Annotated in this window: 23 protein-coding genes and 1 pseudogene; 11 read left to right on the top strand and 13 right to left on the bottom strand. The window is 47.5% G+C overall.

The window, feature by feature from the left end:
• Positions 1-121: 121 nt before the first annotated feature.
• Complete coding sequence (locus ACSHWX_RS15925) at positions 122-1,720, bottom strand: CHASE domain-containing protein (RefSeq protein ID WP_435669224.1); 1,599 nt, start codon at positions 1,718-1,720, stop codon at positions 122-124.
• 151 nt (positions 1,721-1,871) lie between these two features.
• On the opposite strand from ACSHWX_RS15925, the gene ACSHWX_RS15920 reads away from it, so the two are divergent.
• Entirely contained in the window at positions 1,872-2,084 is a 213-nt protein-coding gene (locus ACSHWX_RS15920; protein ID WP_435669223.1) for a CsbD family protein, read from the top strand.
• A gap of 59 nt (positions 2,085-2,143) precedes the next feature.
• Here the strand turns inward: ACSHWX_RS15920 and ACSHWX_RS15915 are convergent, their stop codons facing one another.
• From ACSHWX_RS15915 to ACSHWX_RS15905, 3 genes are read right to left on the bottom strand one after another with little or no spacing between them, the layout of a single operon-like run.
• Positions 2,144-3,142 (bottom strand): sensor histidine kinase, encoded by a 999-nt coding sequence (locus tag ACSHWX_RS15915; RefSeq protein ID WP_435669222.1) that lies wholly within the window; start codon positions 3,140-3,142, stop codon positions 2,144-2,146.
• A gap of 60 nt (positions 3,143-3,202) precedes the next feature.
• Positions 3,203-3,373, bottom strand: coding sequence for a DUF1328 domain-containing protein (locus ACSHWX_RS15910; protein WP_435669221.1), 171 nt, complete (start codon positions 3,371-3,373; stop codon positions 3,203-3,205).
• Positions 3,374-3,428: 55 nt separating this feature from the next.
• Positions 3,429-4,217: a response regulator gene (locus ACSHWX_RS15905; RefSeq protein ID WP_435669220.1), complete on the bottom strand. Its 789-nt coding sequence runs from the start codon at positions 4,215-4,217 to the stop codon at positions 3,429-3,431.
• Positions 4,218-4,357: 140 nt separating this feature from the next.
• Here ACSHWX_RS15905 and ACSHWX_RS15900 point away from each other — a divergent pair, with 140 nt between their 5' ends.
• Genes ACSHWX_RS15900 through ACSHWX_RS15890 form a run of 3 tightly spaced genes read left to right on the top strand, consistent with a single transcriptional unit; the run spans position 4,358 to position 6,036 of the window.
• A complete protein-coding gene (locus ACSHWX_RS15900; protein ID WP_435669219.1) occupies positions 4,358-4,555 on the top strand; it encodes a NepR family anti-sigma factor in 198 nt (65 codons plus the stop codon).
• Entirely contained in the window at positions 4,552-5,115 is a 564-nt protein-coding gene (locus tag ACSHWX_RS15895; RefSeq protein ID WP_435669218.1) for an RNA polymerase sigma factor, read from the top strand. Before ACSHWX_RS15900 ends, ACSHWX_RS15895 begins: the two co-directional genes overlap by 4 nt.
• Positions 5,116-5,133: 18 nt before the next feature.
• Positions 5,134-6,036, top strand: a complete 903-nt coding sequence (locus tag ACSHWX_RS15890) for a diacylglycerol/lipid kinase family protein (RefSeq protein WP_435669217.1) — start codon at positions 5,134-5,136, stop codon at positions 6,034-6,036.
• Between the two features lie 137 nt (positions 6,037-6,173).
• Here ACSHWX_RS15890 and ACSHWX_RS15885 read toward each other — a convergent pair whose 3' ends face one another.
• The 6 genes from ACSHWX_RS15885 to ACSHWX_RS15860 all read right to left on the bottom strand — a co-directional run bounded on the left by ACSHWX_RS15885 (position 6,174) and on the right by ACSHWX_RS15860 (position 10,294).
• The gene (locus ACSHWX_RS15885) at positions 6,174-6,686 is read right to left on the bottom strand and encodes a Dps family protein (protein WP_435669216.1); all 513 of its coding nucleotides are present in this window, start codon (positions 6,684-6,686) and stop codon (positions 6,174-6,176) included.
• 62 nt (positions 6,687-6,748) lie between these two features.
• Positions 6,749-7,852, bottom strand: coding sequence for an AI-2E family transporter (locus ACSHWX_RS15880; RefSeq protein WP_435669215.1), 1,104 nt, complete (start codon positions 7,850-7,852; stop codon positions 6,749-6,751).
• A gap of 47 nt (positions 7,853-7,899) precedes the next feature.
• Positions 7,900-8,331 (bottom strand): hypothetical protein, encoded by a 432-nt coding sequence (locus ACSHWX_RS15875; protein ID WP_435669214.1) that lies wholly within the window; start codon positions 8,329-8,331, stop codon positions 7,900-7,902.
• Between the two features lie 3 nt (positions 8,332-8,334).
• Positions 8,335-8,646: a hypothetical protein gene (locus tag ACSHWX_RS15870; protein ID WP_435669213.1), complete on the bottom strand. Its 312-nt coding sequence runs from the start codon at positions 8,644-8,646 to the stop codon at positions 8,335-8,337.
• A 107-nt stretch (positions 8,647-8,753) separates the two neighbouring features.
• A complete protein-coding gene (locus ACSHWX_RS15865; RefSeq protein WP_435669212.1) occupies positions 8,754-9,785 on the bottom strand; it encodes a PRC-barrel domain-containing protein in 1,032 nt (343 codons plus the stop codon).
• Positions 9,786-10,111: 326 nt separating this feature from the next.
• On the bottom strand, positions 10,112-10,294 hold the full coding sequence (locus tag ACSHWX_RS15860) for a hypothetical protein (RefSeq protein ID WP_435669211.1): 183 nt from the start codon (positions 10,292-10,294) through the stop codon (positions 10,112-10,114).
• Between the two features lie 227 nt (positions 10,295-10,521).
• Here ACSHWX_RS15860 and ACSHWX_RS15855 point away from each other — a divergent pair, with 227 nt between their 5' ends.
• The 6 genes from ACSHWX_RS15855 (at position 10,522) to ACSHWX_RS15830 (ending at position 16,706) form a co-directional block, all read left to right on the top strand.
• On the top strand, positions 10,522-11,040 hold the full coding sequence (locus ACSHWX_RS15855) for a MarR family winged helix-turn-helix transcriptional regulator (RefSeq protein WP_435669210.1): 519 nt from the start codon (positions 10,522-10,524) through the stop codon (positions 11,038-11,040).
• 71 nt (positions 11,041-11,111) lie between these two features.
• On the top strand, positions 11,112-12,050 hold the full coding sequence (locus tag ACSHWX_RS15850; RefSeq protein WP_435669209.1) for a tripartite tricarboxylate transporter substrate binding protein: 939 nt from the start codon (positions 11,112-11,114) through the stop codon (positions 12,048-12,050).
• 50 nt (positions 12,051-12,100) lie between these two features.
• Positions 12,101-12,526: a tripartite tricarboxylate transporter TctB family protein gene (locus ACSHWX_RS15845; protein ID WP_435669208.1), complete on the top strand. Its 426-nt coding sequence runs from the start codon at positions 12,101-12,103 to the stop codon at positions 12,524-12,526.
• A gap of 15 nt (positions 12,527-12,541) precedes the next feature.
• Positions 12,542-14,047 carry a tripartite tricarboxylate transporter permease gene (locus ACSHWX_RS15840; RefSeq protein ID WP_435669207.1) on the top strand — a complete coding sequence of 502 codons (1,506 nt, stop codon included), beginning with the start codon at positions 12,542-12,544 and terminating at the stop codon, positions 14,045-14,047.
• A 15-nt stretch (positions 14,048-14,062) separates the two neighbouring features.
• Positions 14,063-15,736, top strand: coding sequence for an alkaline phosphatase family protein (locus tag ACSHWX_RS15835; protein WP_435669206.1), 1,674 nt, complete (start codon positions 14,063-14,065; stop codon positions 15,734-15,736).
• Between the two features lie 463 nt (positions 15,737-16,199).
• Positions 16,200-16,706, top strand: a complete 507-nt coding sequence (locus ACSHWX_RS15830; protein ID WP_435669205.1) for a winged helix DNA-binding protein — start codon at positions 16,200-16,202, stop codon at positions 16,704-16,706.
• Between the two features lie 3 nt (positions 16,707-16,709).
• Here ACSHWX_RS15830 and ACSHWX_RS15825 read toward each other — a convergent pair whose 3' ends face one another.
• From ACSHWX_RS15825 to ACSHWX_RS15815, 3 genes are all read right to left on the bottom strand, one after another.
• Positions 16,710-18,011: a TRAP transporter large permease gene (locus ACSHWX_RS15825; RefSeq protein WP_435669204.1), complete on the bottom strand. Its 1,302-nt coding sequence runs from the start codon at positions 18,009-18,011 to the stop codon at positions 16,710-16,712.
• The gene (locus ACSHWX_RS15820; RefSeq protein WP_435669203.1) at positions 18,004-18,546 is read right to left on the bottom strand and encodes a TRAP transporter small permease; all 543 of its coding nucleotides are present in this window, start codon (positions 18,544-18,546) and stop codon (positions 18,004-18,006) included. Before ACSHWX_RS15820 ends, ACSHWX_RS15825 begins: the two co-directional genes overlap by 8 nt.
• A gap of 64 nt (positions 18,547-18,610) precedes the next feature.
• Positions 18,611-19,585: a TRAP transporter substrate-binding protein gene (locus ACSHWX_RS15815; RefSeq protein ID WP_435669202.1), complete on the bottom strand. Its 975-nt coding sequence runs from the start codon at positions 19,583-19,585 to the stop codon at positions 18,611-18,613.
• A 138-nt stretch (positions 19,586-19,723) separates the two neighbouring features.
• Between ACSHWX_RS15815 and ACSHWX_RS15810 the strand changes: the two are divergent.
• Positions 19,724-21,355: pseudogene (locus tag ACSHWX_RS15810) on the top strand (hydantoinase/oxoprolinase family protein); the annotation flags it as partial.
• Positions 21,356-21,712 lie beyond the last annotated feature (357 nt).

Raw genomic sequence — 21,712 nt, 5'->3', positions numbered from 1 at the left:
CGTATTATGTGTCAAAATCATCCTGCCTTGTCGCTAATCAGCGCAAAACTGGCGATTTCAATACACATTTGAACTTGCTTATGAATAGGGAACGCATTTGAAGTAGAAACGTTCCATTTTTTTACACAGAACGGTGAAGTGGAATGACGATTTCTGCATGAAGGCCGCTGTCAGTGAAGGTTCTAAGCACCTCGCCGCCCAATTCACTCTTGATGTTGGCGTCGATTAGTTTTGAACCAAAACCTTTTTTTGTGACGGGTTTTTGCGGTCCAGGGCTGGTTTCTTCCCAAAACAACCTAAGTATCCGATTTTTGCGTCGCCCGTGGATTTGCCAACTCACGTCAAGCCGACTTCCAGGCTCCGTCACGCCCCCATATTTCAGGGCGTTTGTGGCAAGTTCATGGAATACCAAGCCAATTGCTTGCGTCGCTTTCTCGTTTAACTCAACCGGCTGCCCTTTAAGCTCATAGTGTTCAGATTCCTCACCGAACACTTGTCTTAACTCAGATGAGAGCAGCTTTTCCAAGTCGGCTCGGCCCCATTTTGAGCGGGTAAGTGCATCCTGAGACGCTGCCATGGCTTGCAAACGTGCGCTAAATGATTCTTGAAATTCGGATAAATCTCTTGAATTGCTGCCGGTTTGACGCGCAATTGCCAAAATCCGAGCAATGGAGTTCTTGATCCGGTGCTGCATTTCTTGCAACAGCATTTCTTTTTGTTTGAGCGATGCTTCGACCAGTCGCTTCACTTCGTGTGCCTGTGTAATGGCATTTTGTTGGGCAACTGCAGCTATAGCGAGCGCAAAAGCGAGTACGCCTGAAATCGCTCCGAGCACTAGTGAGCTGAAATGGGGGAATTCATTGTAGAAGCTGGCTGTTTCATGCAGTTCAATTTGCCATTTTCGGCCTCCGATTTCGAGTTCCTTTGAAACATGTAAATTCGCACTATCCGGCGCAAAATTTACGGCCTGGAAAAGCTCTTCGCCATTGTCACTTGTCCTGAAGGTCACGGTTTGCTGTTTTTCACTGTCCATAGCCGATAAATGAAGATCACCAGCGCGAAATGGCGCAAAGACAAACCCCTCTACATCGGTTTCTGTGTCCTTTGAAATATCTGCGCTGCCGAAGGGCAGGTACAAGACGAAACCAGCCTGCTTTTGCTCAGTGATTTCTTGAACAAGCTCAACGGGTGCTGTTGCAGCCATTTTTCCGGTTTGCAGCGCGCGATCAACTGCGGCGCGGCGCGTTAGCTCATGATACATATCAAAGCCCAATGCGGCTTTGTTGCGCTCATTAAAGGGTTCCAGCAGAATAATGACGCTGCGCATTTCCTGGTCAGTTTGTGGAAAAACTTTGCGTTCGATATCGTAGATGTATTTTAATTTGACTTCGGCCAACGGTTCATCGCCGACACGCATAAACTGCGCATATCCAATCCCTTGAACACCTGCATGTTTATTTTGAATATCCAACCCTGCCACAAAACGGCGAAACGCTGCCCCGTTCAATAGCCCTTGATTTGCCTTCAATAGGGAGCGAGTGGACAAAAGTAAGGCCACATGTTGGTTCAATCTTTGGCTAACTTTTTCAACGGCTTGGTTTGCGGCAATTTCAAAGCGCTTTTGTTGGGTTTCCCGCTCTGCGTTAAAAACCACCCCGGTCATGCTGAGCCCTATGCTGGCCACAAGGGCAAAAACTAAAACGGGTAGAATTTTTTTCATAACGCCCTCAGCACAATCCACATGTGCAGCAAAATTGAATTTCAGTCTTACCCATATATTTAAGTGTTATCAATTGGAACTTTTCTGGTTTTTTGGAACAAATTTGTACCATGCGCGTTTTCCTGTTGAACGTAACTAAGGAGTGCAACTGATGAACCGGAATGAAATCGAAGGTAAGTGGGAACAGGTCAAAGGTAAGGCGAAAGCTCAATGGGGCGAACTAACCGATGATGACCTAGCTGTTATTGACGGGAACCGACAGCAGTTGGTGGGCAAGCTCCAAGAGCGCTACGGTAAAGCCCAAGAAGATGTAGAAGCTGAAGTCGATGAATGGCTAGTAAACTCTCGGTTGGAAGAGCGCTAAGCTGACAAATAATTGGTGGGTTGGAAGGGTACAGCAATTTAATTGTTGTACCCTTTTTACTATGCAAATTTTGGGAATTTCAATTTGTAAACGATGCTGTCGTCTTCAATCACAAGTTCTGCATGCCCTGATACTGCAGAGGGCACAACTTGTTCCAGCAAAACACTGCTGAATTGCTTTTTGCCAAACGCATTCATTTTCGTTGAATTGGGAGAACGCTTTTCGTGCCAAAGGAATGTTACATTTTGGCTTTCAGCACCATTGTCATTTGTGCGAAAGTCGATGACGATCTTGTCGTTTCGTTCGATAAAAGTGCCAAAGTTCGCCGCGTTTGAAATGAGTTCATGGATGGCAAGCCCCAGATGCATCGTCGCATTGGGAGACAGCAGTGGGTTTTCACCCTCGAAATGAACCAGTTTTTGAACCGAACGCGAGAACAGTGTTTTCTGTTTCTCCACCAATTGCTCGACATGTGAGCCTTGCCAATCGGTTTGGGTTATCGCATCTTGAGAAAAAGAAAGACTTTGCACGCGACCGCTGAACCGATCCATAAACCAATCGATGCTCTCTGAATTGCGGGCTGTTTGAAAAGCAATGCTTTGAACCATTGCCAGCAGGTTTTTAGAGCGATGGCTGACTTCTTTAAGCAGCGTATGCAGCATGTTTTCGCGTTGCCGCTCTGCTGTCAGGTCTTTTACCGCAGTGAAAATTTCCTTGTGATCACCGCGATCGAACACCAGTTCAATAATAAACTGGAAAGTAAACCCATCCGTCGTGGTCCATTCAAACTCACGCTTTTCGCCTGTTGCGAGCAGGTTTTCTTTTTCGATTTTTAGCTTGTCGGCTAAGTCCGCACCAAAAAGGCTAATGTCGCTTGGCGGACTTGCATCAGGAGGGGACGACCAAGCTTTTGGCAGGTTAGCAATATATTCGTATTCAAAATCTTCATTTTGCAGCATGACGCAAATGCCAGTGCGCAATAGACCAAAAGTTAAATAGTCTCTCTGCTCTACTAAGTCTTTTTGCTGCCTTTCCCAAGTAAGACTATGTTTTATCATAGGCTCTAGATTTACCCCCAAAAAAGGAATTAGGTGGCAAGTCGCCACCTAATTCAAAATTCATTTAGTGCCGCGGCGTACTAGTCCCGATACCACTGAAATGGCAAGGAACGCCAAAAACAGGAAGAACAGGATTTGCGCGATACCCGCTGATGCGCCCGCAATGCCGGAAAATCCGAATATACCAGCGATAATTGCTACTGCAAGAAAGATCAAAGTGTAGTGAAGCATCTTCTTCTCCTTTTTGTTCTATCTGAGTAACGCTTCAGCTCTGTATTTGTTCCACCTAAGATCGCAATTCATTATCAAAGAACAGGGCTTGGCTGATCAATGCTTTCACCGTTTCGGCGCGGAATGGTTTTGTGACTAAAAATGTTGGCTCAGGTCGCTCGCCCGTTAACAATCGCTCTGGATAAGCGGTGATGAAAATAACCGGAAGATCATCCTGTGCTAAAATTTCGTTCACAGCATCAATACCTGAACTACCATCTGCGAGCTGGATATCAGCAAGCACGATGCCCGGCTTATCCGCTGCATAAAGTTTACGCGCCTCGTCGTGTGTTCTTGCAATGCCAGTGACCGTGTGCCCGAGGTCCTCGACCATCTGCTCGATATCCATGGCAATAAGAGGTTCGTCCTCAATGATCATCACACTTGTGGCAACCTGGCGTGCAATTTCCTGGTGCGCCTGATCTAGGAGATCCAGTGCGCCTTGTTTGTCAATCTGCAGAATTTCTGCAACATTTTCAATTTCGAACTCTTCCATCGTACTCAATAGAAACGCATTTCTCGCTCGTGTGGAAATACCACCAAGGCGGTTCGCTGCCCGTTTTTCCCAACCAAAAGGAGAATCGAGTTCTTTAATTTCGACCTCTGCAGATTCAACGAGCTTGCAGAATAACTTATAAAGCCCCACTTTGTCGTTGGAGGTTGCGGGGAAAGCGGAAACATCTTCGATGAGTGTTTCAAGAGTGAGGGCAACGTAAGTATCGCCGGATGACTGCGACCCTGTTGTGGCGCGGGCGAACCGCCGTAAATAGGGTAAATGCGCTGCGATACGAGTGGAAAGTGACATACAAAACTCCATGGACCTTAAGGTCAGATAAAGAGATAACGCAGAAAATTGCAATTGGTTCCAAAAATAATGGAACTTTTTCTTAAGTGATGCGTTTAGCTGTTAAATGGTGCGCGTAAAACTAATGATCGGTCCGAATTATGAACAAGAATCCAGAAGAAGCCACATCAACAAAATCTGCTACCGCAGGCAAGGATAGCGGAGAATTGATCTCGCTAAAACTTCGCGAGCTTTATGATTCAGTATGTGAAGAAGGCGTTTCTGATCGTTTTTTGGACCTGCTTGAAAGGCTAGACGAAGCCGAGAAAAAGTCAAACTCACAAGGACGTTCAGCATGAATGCTCCTCGCCCCGAACGGGATGAGTTCAAACGTGAACTTCTTCGTGTGGTGCCGAACTTGCGTGGGTTTGCTGTTTCGTTGGTCGGTAGCCAAGACCGAGCCGATGACTTGGTGCAAGATACCATCATGAAAGCATGGTCGAACAAAGCCAAGTTTGAAGTCGGCACCAATATGAAGGCTTGGTTGTTTACCATTTTGCGCAACGAGTTTTATTCTCAAATGCGCAAAAAAGGTCGCGAAATCCAAGATAGTGACGGCGTGCACACGGAATCTCTTTCCACCCATCCCGCACAAGTTGGCGCGATGGACCTTAAAGATTTCCGCAATGCGCTCGAACAGTTGCCAGACGACCAGCGAGAAGCGATTATCTTGGTGGGCGCATCTGGGATGGCTTATGACGAAGCGGCAGAAGTGTGTGGCTGCGCTGTTGGAACCATCAAAAGTCGCGTAAACAGGGCGCGGGAACGCCTAAAAGAAATTCTCGCAATTTCCGGCCACCATGAGTTTGGACCGGACGCTACAAACGCAGCGATTACTAAACAGCAACTCACTCTTTAGCCATGCACTGGGATCAACATGAAATTCGCAATCCTTCTGAATAAAGATGGAGGGACGCTCAAAAATATTGATGTTGAGCATTTCGCTGAACGCATAGAAACAGTTCTGACGGCGAAAAATCACGAGACATCAATTCACATTGTGTCTGGCGATGCAATCAAGAGCGCCTTAGCTGACATTCTTGCTGACGAGGAATTGGACGTCGTCGTCGCCGGTGGTGGCGACGGCACTGTTTCTCTGGTCGTTTCGGAAGCATGGAAAAACAAAAAGTGCGTTGCCGTATTGCCGGCAGGCACCATGAACTTGTTCGCCCGTTCCATAGGCATGTCTTTGGATCTAGAATTGTCCATTGCCCAAATTGCAGACGGTCGCCGAGCACGTGTTGATATCGTGACGGCCGACGACATGCCCATCCTTCATCAATATTCCATTGGACTGCAAGCCGCAGTTGTCAAGAAGCGCGATCAGGTGAGCTATCGCTCTCGACTTTCAAAAATTTTAGCTGGTGTGGTGAAATATTTTGACACCATCGCGCGGCCGCCGGTTTTAGACGTCACGTTGAAATATGATGATCAAGATGCACGCCATCGCGTTAGCCTTTTGTGTATCACAAACAACCTTTATGGTCGCGGACATCTGCCATTTGCCGATGGCTTGGACCAAGGCAAAATTGGGATATATTGGGCACCACCTTTAGCGCCCACCGACTATGTCAAACTGACGTCTGACTTTGTGCTTGGCAGTTGGGAAACCAATGAACACTTAACCGAGCTTTCCACAGACCAAGTAACGCTGATCCTTAACAAAACGGGCCAGCATAAATACGCAACCATTGATGGTGAGTTGGTTGATTTGGAAGACAAAATTGAGTTCAAACTGCACCGTAGCGCGCTGGAAGTCATCAAACCAAACGAGGTCTAAGCCTCGTCTTCAAGAATCGGTTCTATGATGTTCAGTTCTCCATTTCGCTCCACACAAGTGTTAGCGCAAAACAAATAGGCCGCCCCGGTAAACACAGGGCGGCCAGTTTTTGTTCATCTTGGTTTTGTAGAATTTACCTATTTGCTCGCGGTTGCGCGAAGCATCCATACGGCTTGCTCGTGAAAAGCTAGACGCCCAGTAAGCAGATCTTCTGTCACCATGTCTTTGTTGTCGCCTGCCATTGCAGCCGCGTCGCGCATTGTGCGCGAAATCTTTTCGTTGGCCGAGATCAAATCATCAACCATTTCGATGGCTGTACCGGCTTGGATATCTTTTGATTTTGGCGCAAACTTAGACGCATCTTCCATGTTGAAAGGCGCAGTGCTGCCCAGAGCCCGAATGCGCTCTGCCAAGACGTCAATTGCCGTGAAAAGGTCTTGATAGTGATCTTCGGTAAGCTCATGCAACGGCTTAAAAAGCGGACCGACCACATTCCAGTGATAGACATGGTTCTTTATCATCAGTTTGTAGCTTTCGCTCACAATCTGAGATAGGCGTTTGGCCATATCTTCCTGGTAGTTTTCTGCCAGACCAGTTTTAACATCTTCGTTTTTCGGGGTAACTTTTAAAATTGGTGAAACGCTAGTCACTGGATTTCCTCTTTTTCGTGAAAATGAGTTCGTGCCAGAGCCTCATATCAGCTCCTTCATAATTATAACGTTTGAAGTGCTAATTCGTTCCGGTTTAACGGCACAGTATCTTGGTATTTTTTAGCGAACCGATTGAAATTACCCAACACCCCTTTGGCGATGATCAGCGATGGTACCGCAACGAACCCGCCTAATGGCCCCCAAGCCCAAATCCAAAATGTGATGCTGAGAAAGACCAAAAAGGGGTTCAATGTCATCGCCTTTCCGATGACCATCGGGCTTATAAATTGGGATTCGAAGAAGTTGATCGCCAGATAAACACCAGCTGGAAGCAAAGCCAGGGTACTGGATTCAAAAGACATTAGTCCAACAGCAAATAGTGTAGTGAGCATCAACGCAGGGCCCACAAATGTGATGTAGTTTAGCAACGCGGCCAGCATGCCCCACATTAATGCGCCCGGTATGCCCATCGCCCATAAAGCCGTTGAAACACAAATGCCAACGCCCAAGTTTATGATGGATATGGAAATGAGGTATTTGGATACCATGCGTTCAACATCGCGGAAAATTCGGCCACCGCAATAACCCGCCTGTTGAGAGATAAAAAGGCTAACCGTTGACGCTTTAATTTGTTTTCGCGTTGCAACAAAGAAATACAAGCTGGCCAGAAACATAAGGTTTTGGGCAACAACTTTAGGGGCGATTGTCACGACGCTTTTGATCGGCGACCCCTCATCAAGTTGCACAACCATGTCAGCATTCTGCTGGGTCAATGTCAGTGTATCTATGCGTTCTCTAACGCCATTTAGTGCGGATAACGCACCCTCCCAATCAGCAAACATTTGCTGAAGCCGCTGCCACAAAAGTGGGAGTTTCGCTGTCCAGCCAGATAGGGGCAAAATGATCGCTGTCAACGTGCCAAGTAGCGCCACCGAGAATAGTATGACGATGATAAGTCCAGAGATCGATGGCGGCACACCCCATCTTTCAATTTTGTCCGCAACGGGGCCGAACATCAAACCGACCACTATAGAAAGCAAAATGGGAGCGAGAATGACTTGGCCCAAAACCAAAAACGTCGCGCTGCTAAGGACAACCAGCAACATGGTAAGCAATGCCAAAGAAAGGTTCCAAGACATCCGTACGTCTGTTGTTAGGTTATCCATGTCATTTGCTCCGAATTCCAAGCTTGGGTTGAAACCCGAGCTCCCAACTAATGAGTGAGTTTACGATAGCTGCGGTCAGATTGGCTTTTTCGAGCAATTGCCCAACCCACGATTGCAGCAAGCGGGGCTGCTGACAAATTGGATTTTGTTGTTTTGCCCAACACTGTTTGTAGAAGCGACATAACAACTTGTGATTGCAGTTCAGTCTGTTTGCGTTGTTTTTGACGGTCTCTGAAGGACTTAATGCCAATCAAGACAAATGTTAAAACTGCCGTAATTAGAGCTAAACTAAGCGAAGCTTGAACAGCGCTGGTTCGCTCGACAAGGGCGAACCAAATTGCCATTAAGATCGCAATATATGCTGTTGTGCCGGTCGCCAGCGCGGCGACCAACAAAACAGTGTTTGAGCGAACTCTGCTTGTCGCAGTAGACACAAGCTGATCGAGTCGCGATAGAAACTGGTTTTCAAGTGATGACATGGGTTAGCCCCTCATCAGAAGCGCTATAACTGCACCAGCGCCAAGAGCAAGGGCCACAGATTTAAGCGGCTGATCTTTTATCAACGCCTCGAATTTTTCAATCTCTTCAGCGGCTTCGTCAGCAGTTTTTTGAGTGGTTTCAGCAATTGCTTCGGACGCAGTTTCGATGATGCTCGGGTCGCCATTTTTACCATTAACCGACTTGATCAGCGCATGGACGTCGCTTTGTAGGCTCTCGATTTGTTTTTCGAGTGTTTCCACCAAGTCGGGTTGGCTTTTTGCAGTAGTTCTTGATTTTGCTGGTTGAGTAGCCATTTGTTTTCTCTCCTTTTTCTAATAGTTAAACGCTTGAGAAAAAGGTTTGTTCCAAAAAAAAAGAGGCGCACCGGGGTGCGCCTCTCTCATTCCAAATGCAATTATATTTATTGCAGAATGAATTTTTCTGGGTCTTCTTTATATTCTGCTTCGACGTAAACTTGGCTGTTTTCAAGCTCTTCTTTTGTGAAGTCTGAACGCACGCTCAAGTCACCTTCCGCGTTTTGATAAATGTGGATGCGGTTTGTGCTAAGTGCCACTGGCTTTTCACCAAGACCAAGGAACCCGCCTACATCAACGATGTACGCTGTTACTTCGTTCTCGCTGCTCAACAGAACATCACCAATTTCACCTACATCTTCGCGATCCGGTCCTGTAACCCGCGCACCCAACAGAGTACCAGCGCTTACATCTGCATAAGCAACTGTTTTAAGCTGAGCGTGTTCCCAGTCCCAATTTTTCATGTCGTCGATGCGTTTCTTGCCTTCGTCGGTCCAAGAAAACTCGTTGTCTTTAAACTCTTCGTTGTTAACAAGCGCATCCCGGTCCAAATTAGCAGCGGCTTCAAGTTCTGCTTTGGTTGCATTTGTAATCACAACGCGTTCACCGTCGCGGTCAACCCAGTCAATTTGCTCGATTGACAAAGCGACTTCTTTTTCGCCAAGTCCTAAGAACCCACCGACACCAACAATAACCCATTCAGCGTTGCCGTTCGCATCCATCACGATGTCATTAACGTCGCCGTAAACCTCAGCGTCTGTAGTAGCAGACCCGTAAACTTTCTTGCCGATCAAATTTGATGCAAGTACAGCTTCACCGCTCATTGATACTGCAACCTTATCCATCGATTTCGTGGAGCTGGCTACTGCGTTCGATGGCTTAGTTGCGGCATCTGTCACAACTTCTTTGGCCTTCATCGTCGCGTCTGTTTCGGTGTCAGATTTTTCTGCCTCAACACCGACTTGCGCGTTCACATCAACATCAGTCGTTGCATCCACCGAAGTGCCGTCTGTCTCAATGGTTGTTTTAGTCGCGCTATCAGCATTTAAGTCTGTGCTCAAAATCGTGTGATTGTCTGCTACCGCAGTGCTTGTCAAAAGCGCTATAAGAGCCGTTGTTGTTAGAAGTTTATGTGTCATATCTATTCTCCTTATATTCAATTTTTTCTTATTAGCGGTTGGCTGTTGTTGAAATGATTGAGAAGCCGAATGGTTCCCAAATAGTCAGAATTTTTTGATTTATTATTTCAACACGTTATTGGTCGTTTCCGTCCTCTTAACTCATACTTCACGATGTGCTCTGCATGGTTCGGGGAAGTAACGCGACTAAAGCGACTTTGTTCCAAAAAATATTTGCTAACTCATTGATAAAAAAGAAAAACCATGCGTCCCGATTACTGGTAAACGCATGGCTAAGTGTAGATTTGGAGGTGTAATATTGGAGGAGGTCAGATTTTTAGGTTCTTTTATTCGCTAGGCGTTAGAACCTCAGGAACTTTCAGCTCAATGGAAACTTGTTCCGAGTTACTGAAGTATCCAGTGTAAGCCAAGTAGCCCATAACAAGCACCGCCATCACTGCGATTGCTGCGACAAACCAACCTGCAGAATTATGATTGGTTACAACAACTGTTTCTTTGTCATTTGACATACTGTGTTCCTTTCGTCTGTGTCAGGTAAACGCACCAAGCGCCAAATGGTTCCAAATGACCAAAAGATATATCTTGAGCAAATGCCGCGTGGTTCGCTTACCGCCCTATTTGGTTGAAATCTCATCAATTGAACATAATGCGAAAGGCGCAAGGGATAACGACGATCAAATTACATGACTTGTCATTAAATGATAAGTCATGTAATTAAAGTGCGAGGGATGAAAATATGAGTGAGAAAAGTTCCATTTGGCAGTCTGAAAAAGACTCCTTATTGGCAATCGACAAGATACCTGTTCATTCGAGCCTATTGTCGGTCGCGGGCCAGCGTTTGGCGCGTTTGCTAAAATCGCAAATTAGCACGTTACTTTCGAACAACAGCAAGCTTGGACTTGTAGAATGGCGAATTTGCTTGTGTATTTCGCAAAGAGAAAATCCGACCCAAAAGGATTTGGTGGATTTTGCTGGCATGGAGCAGGGACAAATTAGTCGTGCTTTGATGAAGCTTGAAGACCGTGGTCTGATTATATCGCGGCAAGCGCAGTTTGATCGTCGCGCACGTATCTTTGCATTGAGTGATGCTGGACAGGCAAGTTTTGATCGAGTGCAACCGATCGTCACGAACTATCATGCGTCTATTGATGCTGCGCTCTCACCTCAGGAACGAGAACAATTCTTGGAAATGGCGGAGCGAATTGCAAATGCGTCTCTGCTCGCAAATCAAGAATTGTCTCAAAAGGCGGGTTAGTCAATATTCGATTTGCCCGCTTCATATGATCGCGTAGCAAAAATTGCGGCGCGCAAAGGGAGGAAATTGATATGTTAAAAAACGCAATTCTTGGAATTGTCGCGGGCCTTGGTCTGGCAACGGCACCAGCTCTTGGCAATGATTGGGCACCATCGGGTCCAATTGAAATGCAAATTGGATTTGGTGCTGGCGGAGAAACCGACACGCTAGGTCGGGTCATCGCATCAGTTATGGAAGAGCAAACAGGCTGGAGCATCGTGCCTCAGAACAAACCTGGCGGCGGCGGTGTCGCTATGTTTACAGGGTTGGTAAACGAAAAACCCGATGGGTCAGTAATCGCACTGGGCGTGAGCATGCCTATTCTGATCAACCTAATTTTGCGTGGTGACAAACTGCCGTTCAAGCTAGATAGCTTTGAGTATTTGGGCACGGTAACACGGGCACAGTTAGCAATTATTGCCAAGGCAGACGCTCCTTTTGCGGACATGAAAGGGCTTGTGGATTATTCCAAGGCCAATGGCGGTGTACCGGTGGCATTTGACGCTAAACCGCAAGAGCTAATTCTACGCGCAATCAATGAGCAAACCGACGCTAACTTTAAGCTGATCTCGACGAAAAGTTCTGCTGAGATGTTGCAGTTCGTTTTGGGGGGCCAAGTTATGGCTTCGTTCAATGCTGGGTCCCACATCCAGTACTTAGAAAAAGGCGACGTCAAAATGCTCGCGAGTGCGAATGATGGTCGTCATTCTTATGCTCAAGATATTGCCACTCTGCGTGAGCAAGGCTTTGATCTTTATGTAGATCCATACTTCTATTTTGCAGCACCTGGTGGCATTTCAGCTGAAGCAAAAACCGCCATTTCAGATGCGATTGCTAAAGCTGTTAATTCTGAAAAAGTACGCACCATCGTCGAAAACGCGATGCTGACGACTGTGCAAAACTTGGGGCCGGATGGCACCACAAAAATGCTAAATGACGGGCTAAGCAGCGTTCGCGGACTGTTCAAATAATCTTTATTAGAGCACGGCAATGTCGTGCTCTACTTTAAAGGTGAAGTTTTATGACCATTACATCTGATCGAATTGCAGGGTTTTGTTCAATTCTGTTCGGTGCGGCATTGTTGGTTTGGATCACGCCGTTGGCGACAGAAACTGTTGATTACGGATGGATGCGACCCAATACATTGCCTGACATTTTAGCTTGGGTTTTGATCGTTGCAGGCATCGGCCTTTCTGTTTCTTCAAGTGAACCCTCAACGCCAAGTTTCTTGTTGATCAGCAAGGCGGCAGTTTACTTTCTTGTGATCGTGGCGAGCCTGTTTGCAATTTCGTATTTTGGCTATTTGCGGGTTGCGCCGATTTTGGCGGCAATCATCATGATATTGTTAGGTGAACGTCGGTGGCCATGGCTGTTCGCTGGCGCAGTTGTTGTTCCATTTGCCATTTGGTTCTTCATAGAGTTTTTGTTGTCGCGGCCATTGCCGTAATATGAAAGAGGCCAAATGGTCGACTTAAGTACAATTCTTGCGGGCTTTGCCGATGCGTTTACGCTCAACAATTTGTTGTTTGTCATCGCTGGCGTTGCACTAGGCCAGTTGGTGGGCGCCATTCCGGGCATTGGCCCCGTAATGGCCATGGCGATCGCGATCCCCTTCACATTTGTAATTGACCCTTTGCCCGCCATAGCGTTTTTGGTTGGCATCAACAAAGGTGGATTGGTTGGTGGCGCAATTCCCGCTGTGCTGATCAATACGCCAGGCACACCAGACGCTGCTGCCACGGCCCTAGACGGTTATCCCCTTGCCAAACAAGGCAAGCCGCAAAAAGCAACTAAAATGGCGCTCTATGCGTCCGTCACAGGCGATACAATAAGTGATATTGTGTTGATTACGGTTGCTGCACCACTCGCTATTGTTGCGCTGAAGATGGGCCCGATTGAAATTTTCGCATTGATGATTTTTGCCTTTTCTGTGATCTCAGGTCTTATCGGAAAATCTATACCAAAGGGCATTATTGCGGCGGCACTTGGGCTCTTGTGTGCAACGGTTGGCTTGGACCCAGAACATTCAACACCGCGATTTTATTTCGGTTGGTTTGAGCTATATGATGGGCTTCCCTTGGCATCTGTTGCTATTGGCATGCTTGCTATTTCTGAGGTGTTGCGCCGCCTCGCGTCCAATTCTGGAACCGTTCGCCCCGCAATCGACTATGATGCAAGCCTCACAAAAGAAGACAAACGCATAAGTTGGGCTGAATACTGGGCCTGTCGGGTGACCATGTTGCGCGGCGCCGCCATAGGTACGGTTTTGGGTGCATTGCCGGGCATTGGGTCAACAGCGGCGGCTTTTATGTCTTATGCGGCAACGAAACAATCGGCAAAAAATCCAGAAAGCTTTGGCAAGGGCAATCTCCAAGGTATTGCTGCGGCAGAAAGTGCGAACTCCGCGGTGATGGGTGCAAATCTTATTCCACTGCTCACGCTGGGTATTCCGGGAAGCGTTGGTGCTGCCTTGATCATCAGTGCTTTTGTCATTCATGGCATTCAACCTGGTCCTTTATTGTTCGAACAACAAGGACGGCTAGTTTATGGGCTATTTGGAGCAATGGTGATGGCAAACGTCGCGAATTTGATCCTGGGACAGTTCGGGCTGCGCCTATGGAGTCGAGTCGTGTCGGCACCAGAATCGGTAATTTTTTCCGCTGCAATTTTGCTGTGTATTGTTGGTGTCTCTCTTTCCACGGGCGGCCTGTTTGGCGTCGCGATTATGCTAATCTTTGCAGGACTAGGCTTTGGAATGAACATGTTTGGATTTTCTACCGTCATTTTCATCATCGCGTTTTTCCTCGGCCCGAGATTTGAAATTTCACTGTCTCAGACGCTTGTGCTTTTGGATGGCAACCTTTTAAACTTGATCAATCACCCGCTCGCATTAGCATTCTTCATTCTATCCGTCATAACGATTTGGTGGTTGGGGATGCGGGGTCGCAGACGAACAAAACAAAAGTAAAAGCAAGAGGCCAATATGACAAAAAATGCAAAAAATATCCTCTTCATCATGTTTGACCAGTTGCGGTTTGACTATTTGAGCTGCCAAGGGCACCCCCACCTTCAAACCCCTCATATTGACAGGCTCGCTTCTAAAGGGGTGCGGTTCACGCGCGCTTACGTACAGTCCCCGATTTGTGGGTCTTCTCGCATGAGTTATTACACCGGGCGTTATGTCCATTCGCACGGGGCACAACGCAACAATTTCCCCTTGCGTGTGGGTGAGTTCACCATGGGCGACCATTTGAGGGCTGCAGGCGTTGACTGTTTCTTGATCGGTAAAACGCACATGGAAGCAGATGTGAAGGGGCTTGAACGTCTTGGAATTACCCCGGACAGCGTTATCGGCGCGCGCCAATCAGAATGTGGATTTGATGTTGTGATCCGCGACGACGGATTGTGGGCAGAGGGCAATGATGGATTTTATGACAAGAAGCGTTCGCCCTACAATGAGTATCTGAAATCAAAAGGCTATGCCGGCGAAAACCCATGGCATGATTTTGCCAACGCAGCAGCTGATGCTAACGGAGATTTAGCATCCGGCTGGTTGATGCATAATGCTGACTTGCCCGCCAATATTGATGAGCCAGATTCCGAGACGCCTTGGCTGACGAGTGAAACGATCAAGTTCATGCAAGACCGGCGAAATAGCGATAAGCCTTGGCTGTGCCATGTGTCCTATATCAAACCACATTGGCCCTATATCGTACCGGAACCCTATCACGCGATGTATGACGAACGCCATGTCATACCATCCAATAAGAGCGATGCAGAAAAACAAAACCCGCATCCCGTTTATCGAGCATATATGGACAATCAAATTGGCCAATCGTTCTCCCGTGAAGAAGTGCGCCAAAAAGTAATCCCAGCCTATATGGGCCTTATTAAACAATGCAATGATCAAATGGGACGACTTTTCGCTTACCTAGAAGAAACCGGGCAAATGGATGAGACCATGATTGTGATCACGTCTGATCATGGCGACTATTTGGGTGATCACTGGTTGGGTGAAAAGGACTTGTTCCACGAGTGTTCCGTAAAGGTGCCAATGATTATTTTCGACCCTAGTGAAGACGCAGATGCAACTCGCGGGACAGTCTGCGACGACCTTGTTGAGGCAATCGACTTGGTGCCAACGTTTATGGAAACATTCGGCGCGAAAGTCCCAAACCATATATTGGAGGGACGTTCTCTGCTGCCAATTATGCATAACAATATGCCCAAAGATTGGCGCGAGTTTGCCGTAAGCGAATATGACTATTCAACGTCTAACGCCGCAACAAAACTTGGCCTAAAACCCAGTGAGTGCCGTTTGATGATGGTTGCCGATAAGAGGTGGAAATTTGTTCATGCAGAAGGTGGTTTGCGCCCAATGCTATTTGATCTCCAAAACGATCCAGAGGAATTTTACGACTTGGGCGAAAGCAAAGATCATCAGCACATCATAGACATGATGTACGACCGCCTGGGCAAATGGGCGCGTCGCCAGTCTCAGCGCACCTCCATTTCAGACGACGAAATTCAAAAACTGCGCGGCCAGGCATTGGGAAAAGGCATTTTCTTAGGTCTATATGATGGCTCAGAAGTGCCCGAGAATGCACTGGATAAAATCAAGGGACCAGCGAAGAAACAGCCAAAGCCTGTGAACTAGGTTCAGAATTGCTCATACTTGCACAGTTTGTATTGTGGCAATTGTTGTGCATGTCTCGAAACGAAATGCATTGCCTGACGGGATACAGTGTCCAGACATCGGCTTAGTGCTCAATCCAATCCGATAAATTCAAAATAGATCGGTCTCGTGGAGCATCAAAGTTGCTGTTGGTTGGTCAAAGGAATATGGCGCTCGTATTCATCATAGAAACCAAGCGGCACTATGATCCTGCCAACTTGTTTCATGCGATGATCAATCGCGGCGCTGATGAAAAGGTGGCCGACTATCGACAAATGCGACATCTGAGGGTGTGCTCGTTTGAACCGGTGCAGCTTGCATTGTAAAGTATGGGCGTGAGTATGACGGAACAATAAAGCCAATTTGAGTGCAAACTGTTTGTAAAATATATGCATATTGCTGCCAAAAACTTGTAATGGCTTCAAATTTGGATTAGTTTTTGTGTATGAAAAAACGTAGAATTGTCTCGTCAAGACATTTGGCATCATCAGAAGGCTGGCAGCTTTCCGAATTCGAGTACGGTTTGATTATTGCGTATAACGGTTTCAACCGTTGGATGGCTAAATGCATGATTGCTAGTGGTTATCCTGAGTTGTCATCATTGGAAATTCTGGTGCTGCATAATGTCAATCATCGAGAACGACAAAAGCGACTAACAGATATCTGCTTCCTTCTTAATATTGACGACAGCCATACTGTTAATTACGCACTTAAAAAACTTGTCAAAGCGGAGCTGGTTCGCGGAGAAAAACGCGGCAAGGAAATGTTTTACTCGACGACAAAAATCGGTTTTGAGCTTTGCGACAAATACAGAGAAATTCGCGAGCAATGTTTGCTTGATAGTCTAAATCACCTCGAAGCCGACAAAGATCATTTGAGTGAGATGGCCGCCATGATGAGGACGCTATCTGGCCTTTATGATCAAGCCTCACGCGCAGCGTCCTCGTTATAGTCGTCACCCCCGCATTAGGTTAGGCAGTGCCGTGACGATTTGCGGAAAAATGCTGATAAGAACAACTGCGCCAAGTAGTAAGAAGAAAAACGGTAGTGCTGCCTTGGCGATTTTGAAGATGTTGTCGCCCGTTAATCCCTGGATTACAAATAGGTTAAATCCAACCGGCGGAGTGATCTGGCTCATTTCCACAACAATCACCAAATAGATACCGAACCACAAAGGATCGATGCCTGCTGCATCGATCATCGGCATGATGATTGCAGTTGTGAGAACCACAACTGAAATGCCATCCAAAAAGCAACCCAAGACCACAAAGAAAACCGTCAGTGCGGCCAACAATGCCCAAGGGCCTAGATTGAGCGTGTCAATCCAGCTTGCAAGGTTGCGCGGAATGCCCGTGAACCCCATCGACACAGTAAGGAATGCTGCACCAGCTAATATGAAGGCAATCATGCATGACGTGATGGTTGCGTTCATGGCACTTTGTTTGAACATGTCCCAGCTCAATGAGCCTGAAGACCATGCCAAAACAAGCGACAAAACTACGCCTACAGCGGCTGCGTCCGTCGGCGATGCGATTCCAGCATATATCGAGCCAATTACGCCGGCAATCAATGCGAGCACGGGTAATAGTCGTTTGGATGCTTTGAGCTTTTCCATGAAAGAGAAGTTCAACACCTCTTTTGGAAAAATTTCGGGCTTCAACAAAGCAATTGCTGCGATGTAGGCGGCGAACATGCCCACCAACATAATGCCCGGCAAAATGCCAGCGATGAACAACCGTGCAATCGATTGTTCAGTTGAAACTCCATATACAATCAAAATGATCGAAGGGGGGATCAACAGCCCCAATGTGGCCGACCCTGCAAGGGTGCCCAAAATCAAACTGTCCGGATAGCCGCGTTTTTTTAGTTCTGGCACGCTCATTTTACCGATGGTTGCAGCGGTGGCGGCGGACGAGCCCGAAACAGCTGCGAAAATTGCACAACCCAAGATATTCACATGCAGCAATTTGCCTGGCACTTTGCCAAGCCAGGGCGTCAGGCCGGTAAACATGTCTTCCGACAATCGCGACCGGAGCAATATTTCGCCCATAAGAATAAATAGTGGTAAGGCAGCAAGCGCCCAGGAATGACTATGCCCCCAAAATGTGGTGGCCAGAATTGGCCCCAACGGCGCTGAGGTGAACATCACCATGCCCAAAGCACCCGTTAAGGTGAGCGCGAACCCAACCCACATACCCATCGCCAACATCGTAAACAGCGCGCCGACCAGAACAACCATCATCATCAGCTCAGACATCATGGTGTTCCTCTTCAATGTTATCAATCGGGCTTGAGGCCTTTTTGCCCATAATTGCGACCACGGTATTGTCGATCAGGGCTAGTGCGAACAAGGCCAAACCGAGCAACAACGCACTTTGCGGAATCCATAAAGGAATTGGAACGATGCCTGTTGAAACATCGCTATATTCGATCGACTCCATCAGATGGCCAAACATTGAGTAAGTCATAAAGGCAGCACCGGCGGCGCAAATCAAAAGTGTGACGATTTCGATCAGGTGTCCAATCGGGCCCTTAATCATGTCACGAAACAGGGTCACGCGGATGTGTCCATCATGTTTAAGCGTATAGCTGAGCGCCAAGAACGAGGCTGCGGCTAACAGAAAGCCTGCAAAGTCTGCATATGAGGGAATTGTATAGGCGAACTGTGTGCCTAATAACTTGGTGATTAAATTGAAGGCCACCTGCATGGTCACGATGGCGCATATTGCCAATATGCAAATGGCGGACAGACTTCCTGCTGCCAAGTAGATTCGGTCCAAAACTGTACGCAACGGTTTTCCCCTCCCAAAAAAACAAACGGGCAACAAAGAGATTCGTCGCCCGCTTGCGGATTATTTATTTGAAATAAACGTCAACAATTGCATCTGCTGCAGGTGTTGAACTCGCCCGCCAGTCTTGGAGCAACTCAGCACCGACTTTGCCAAGGCCCGATTTTAGCTCAACAGATGGCTCAACTATGACAACGCCATTATCTGCGAGAACTTGCGTCTTTTCTTCTGCTTCGCGCTGGCTCATGTTCCAACCGCGTTGTTCTGCATCGGCAGCCGCCTTAAGAACCGCAGCTTGCGTGTCTGCATCAAGTGCTTTGAATGCGGCCATATTCACCACAACGATGTTTTTAGGCACCCAAGCATTAATTGGTGAGTAGTGCGAGATGAAATCCCAAGCTTTAGAGTTTGCGCCTGTGGAAGGTGAAGTGATCATCGCCTCAACTTGGCCAGTTGCAAACGCCTGAGCAATGTCCGGTGCCTCAACTTGTGTTGGGGCTGCGCCAACCATGGTTGCAAATTTTTCAAGGTTCGCATTGTACGAACGGAATTTCAAACCGCTGAGGTCTTCAACTGTTTTGATTTCCTTCTTGGTGTACAACCCTTGTGGCGGCCACGGCACAGAGAACAAGGGCATCAAGCGCTGCTTGGCCAATAGTTCCTCAACAACAGGTTTTTGTGCCTCCCAAAGACGCGCTGCATCTTGGTAGCTGGTGGCAACCAATGGCAGTGAATCAATGCCAAATGCTGGATCTTCGTTGGCCAACAGTGACAAAAAGAATTCGCCAGCTGGCACAATCTTGTTGCGCACTGAGTTTTTGATTTCGCCATGTTTAATCAAAGAGCCAGCAGTATGCAGCTTGATGTTCAGCTTGCCGCCAGTTGCTTCACGCACCTCATCAGCAAACTGTTGGATGTTTACTGTGTGAAATGTCTTGTCAGGATAAGGCGTCGGCATATCCCAATCTTCAGCAAAGCTGAAAGACGTTGCACTTGCACTAATAATTGCGGCGGCCGCGGCCACCTTAAAAATCTTGTTCATTTGTTCCTCCAAATATCCACTCAAATCTAGTCTAACACTTCACCGACAGAAAAAAAGTGATCATGTTACATTGACAAAATGTCAGCAAATTATCAATAAAGCAATAGCAAATTGGAATTTCATACGGGAGGTGAACTTGTGAGTGGACGTTGGGATTTTTGGATTGATAGGGGTGGCACATTTACAGATATCGTGGCCCGTACGCCCACCGGAGAGTTGCGCCCACACAAACTTTTATCTGAAAATCCAGAGGCTTACCCAGATGCGGCGCTGCAGGGCATTCGCGACATGTTGGGACTTAAAAGTGGTGAGCCGATCCCATCTGAAAAGATAGCGACGGTGAAAATGGGCACCACAGTGGCCACAAATGCATTGCTTGAAAGAAAAGGCGATCGCGTCCTTTTTCTCACCAACAAGGGATTCGCGGACGCTTTGGAAATTGGATATCAGGCACGTCCGAAGCTTTTTGATCGCGAAATTAAGAAGCCTGAATTGTTATATGAGCAAGTTGAAGAAGTTCCTGGTCGGGTACTGGCTGACGGCACTGAGAGTGAAAACTTCGACCCTGAAGCCACAAAAATTGCTTTGCAAGACGCGTTCGACAATGGCATACGTGCTGTCGCAATCGTCTTTATGCACGCGTTTCAATATCCCGACCATGAACGAAAAGCGGCACTTATTGCACAAGAAGTTGGCTTCACCCAAGTTTCAGCCAGCCATAAAGTCTCACCCCTGATCAAGTTTGTTGGCCGAGGCGATACCACGGTTGTAGATGCTTATCTGTCTCCGATTTTACGCCGCTATGTGGATCGGGTCGCATCAGAGCTCGACACAGAAAACACCGACTTAAAACTGATGTTTATGATGTCATCTGGCGGGCTAACTGCCGCCCATATGTTCCAAGGACGCGATGCGATCCTTTCCGGTCCCGCTGGCGGCATTGTAGGTGCGGTGGAAACCAGCAGGCTTGCCGGTTTTGAAAAAATCATTGGCTTTGACATGGGTGGCACGTCAACCGACGTGGCTCATTTCAATGGCGAATTTGAAAAGGACTTTGAAACCGAAGTCGCGGGTGTGCGTATGCGCGCGCCGATGATGAAAATCCATACCGTTGCAGCTGGTGGCGGTTCAATCCTTGAGTTTGACGGCCGGCGGTTTACGGTTGGTCCCCATTCCGCAGGCGCAAATCCTGGTCCCGCAAGCTATCGTCGTGGCGGTCCTTTGGCGGTAACCGATGCGAACGTAATGCTCAACAAAGTGCAGCCTCAATACTTCCCCTTAATATTTGGCCCCAATCAGGATCAACCATTAGACCAGGAAGCTGTGCGTGAAAAGTTTAGCGCGATCGCAAAACAGGCAGGTTTGGAGAGTCCCGAAGAGGCCGCCGAAGGCTTCTTAAAAATCGCTGTTGAGAACATGGCGAATGCGGTCAAGAAAATCTCTGTTCAGCGCGGTTATGACATTTCAAAATACGCCCTGACCTGTTTTGGGGGTGCGGGCGGACAACATGCTTGCGCTGTTGCTGATCGGTTGGGCATGCGCACGGTGCTAATACATCCATTTTCGGGCATTCTTTCTGCCTATGGCATGGGCTTGGCGGACATCAAAGCGGCTATCCAAAGGGCTGTGGGTAAAGCGCTAAATGTCAAATCTCTCGATGAAACGAAATATGTCGCCAAACAATTGCGCCGCGACGTGTTGCAGCAGTTAGCGCAGCAGGGCATCGATGATCGCGTGTGCACGGTGCGACGCACCGCACACCTCAAATATCTGACATCAACGCATGTGCAACAGCTTAGGGTAGTTTGATAAAGGAGGATTTCTGGTCAATAGTTTTGGTTAGCGTTTTCTGAGAAATCTGGCAGATCCGCTTTCGGCAAGTCATGCACGGCTCAATGTCTTGAATGTCCGTTTTAACTAGCTGCACCACAGCAATGCGAGCACTGGCTGAATAGCGATTTTGGGCCGTTATAACCAGTTCCTGTTTCGCTATCAAATGACAGAGAAGGGCTCTGAGCGGTCGTCGGCTTTGTGGATGGCTCCTGCACCATTGGTCTTGATTTGGCGAAGAACGTATTTCAGGTTCACGGCGTCACAGGCGATGGAAATGTTGCGTTCAACCGCGCT

Origin of the sequence: Maritalea sp. (assembly GCF_051251695.1) — a bacterium.
GTDB lineage: Bacteria > Pseudomonadota > Alphaproteobacteria > Rhizobiales > Devosiaceae > Maritalea.
Note: the sequence above shows the minus strand (reverse complement) of the source record. Positions and strands in the feature narration are given on the sequence as shown.

What these genes read in the sequence shown, in the direction of transcription:
- ACSHWX_RS15895 (WP_435669218.1), top strand. Translation starts at nt 4,552, where the DNA reads ATGAATGCTCCTCGCCCCGAACGGGATGAGTTCAAACGTGAACTTCTT.
- ACSHWX_RS15855 (WP_435669210.1), top strand. Translation starts at nt 10,522, where the DNA reads ATGAGTGAGAAAAGTTCCATTTGGCAGTCTGAAAAAGACTCCTTATTG.
- ACSHWX_RS15860 (WP_435669211.1), bottom strand. Translation starts at nt 10,294, where the DNA reads ATGTCAAATGACAAAGAAACAGTTGTTGTAACCAATCATAATTCTGCA.
- ACSHWX_RS15835 (WP_435669206.1), top strand. Translation starts at nt 14,063, where the DNA reads ATGACAAAAAATGCAAAAAATATCCTCTTCATCATGTTTGACCAGTTG.
- ACSHWX_RS15830 (WP_435669205.1), top strand. Translation starts at nt 16,200, where the DNA reads ATGAAAAAACGTAGAATTGTCTCGTCAAGACATTTGGCATCATCAGAA.
- ACSHWX_RS15865 (WP_435669212.1), bottom strand. Translation starts at nt 9,785, where the DNA reads ATGACACATAAACTTCTAACAACAACGGCTCTTATAGCGCTTTTGACA.
- ACSHWX_RS15905 (WP_435669220.1), bottom strand. Translation starts at nt 4,217, where the DNA reads ATGTCACTTTCCACTCGTATCGCAGCGCATTTACCCTATTTACGGCGG.
- ACSHWX_RS15845 (WP_435669208.1), top strand. Translation starts at nt 12,101, where the DNA reads ATGACCATTACATCTGATCGAATTGCAGGGTTTTGTTCAATTCTGTTC.
- ACSHWX_RS15925 (WP_435669224.1), bottom strand. Translation starts at nt 1,720, where the DNA reads ATGAAAAAAATTCTACCCGTTTTAGTTTTTGCCCTTGTGGCCAGCATA.
- ACSHWX_RS15910 (WP_435669221.1), bottom strand. Translation starts at nt 3,373, where the DNA reads ATGCTTCACTACACTTTGATCTTTCTTGCAGTAGCAATTATCGCTGGT.
- ACSHWX_RS15920 (WP_435669223.1), top strand. Translation starts at nt 1,872, where the DNA reads ATGAACCGGAATGAAATCGAAGGTAAGTGGGAACAGGTCAAAGGTAAG.
- ACSHWX_RS15815 (WP_435669202.1), bottom strand. Translation starts at nt 19,585, where the DNA reads ATGAACAAGATTTTTAAGGTGGCCGCGGCCGCCGCAATTATTAGTGCA.
- ACSHWX_RS15825 (WP_435669204.1), bottom strand. Translation starts at nt 18,011, where the DNA reads ATGTCTGAGCTGATGATGATGGTTGTTCTGGTCGGCGCGCTGTTTACG.
- ACSHWX_RS15870 (WP_435669213.1), bottom strand. Translation starts at nt 8,646, where the DNA reads ATGGCTACTCAACCAGCAAAATCAAGAACTACTGCAAAAAGCCAACCC.
- ACSHWX_RS15875 (WP_435669214.1), bottom strand. Translation starts at nt 8,331, where the DNA reads ATGTCATCACTTGAAAACCAGTTTCTATCGCGACTCGATCAGCTTGTG.
- ACSHWX_RS15840 (WP_435669207.1), top strand. Translation starts at nt 12,542, where the DNA reads ATGGTCGACTTAAGTACAATTCTTGCGGGCTTTGCCGATGCGTTTACG.
- ACSHWX_RS15880 (WP_435669215.1), bottom strand. Translation starts at nt 7,852, where the DNA reads ATGGATAACCTAACAACAGACGTACGGATGTCTTGGAACCTTTCTTTG.
- ACSHWX_RS15850 (WP_435669209.1), top strand. Translation starts at nt 11,112, where the DNA reads ATGTTAAAAAACGCAATTCTTGGAATTGTCGCGGGCCTTGGTCTGGCA.
- ACSHWX_RS15915 (WP_435669222.1), bottom strand. Translation starts at nt 3,142, where the DNA reads ATGATAAAACATAGTCTTACTTGGGAAAGGCAGCAAAAAGACTTAGTA.
- ACSHWX_RS15890 (WP_435669217.1), top strand. Translation starts at nt 5,134, where the DNA reads ATGAAATTCGCAATCCTTCTGAATAAAGATGGAGGGACGCTCAAAAAT.
- ACSHWX_RS15900 (WP_435669219.1), top strand. Translation starts at nt 4,358, where the DNA reads ATGAACAAGAATCCAGAAGAAGCCACATCAACAAAATCTGCTACCGCA.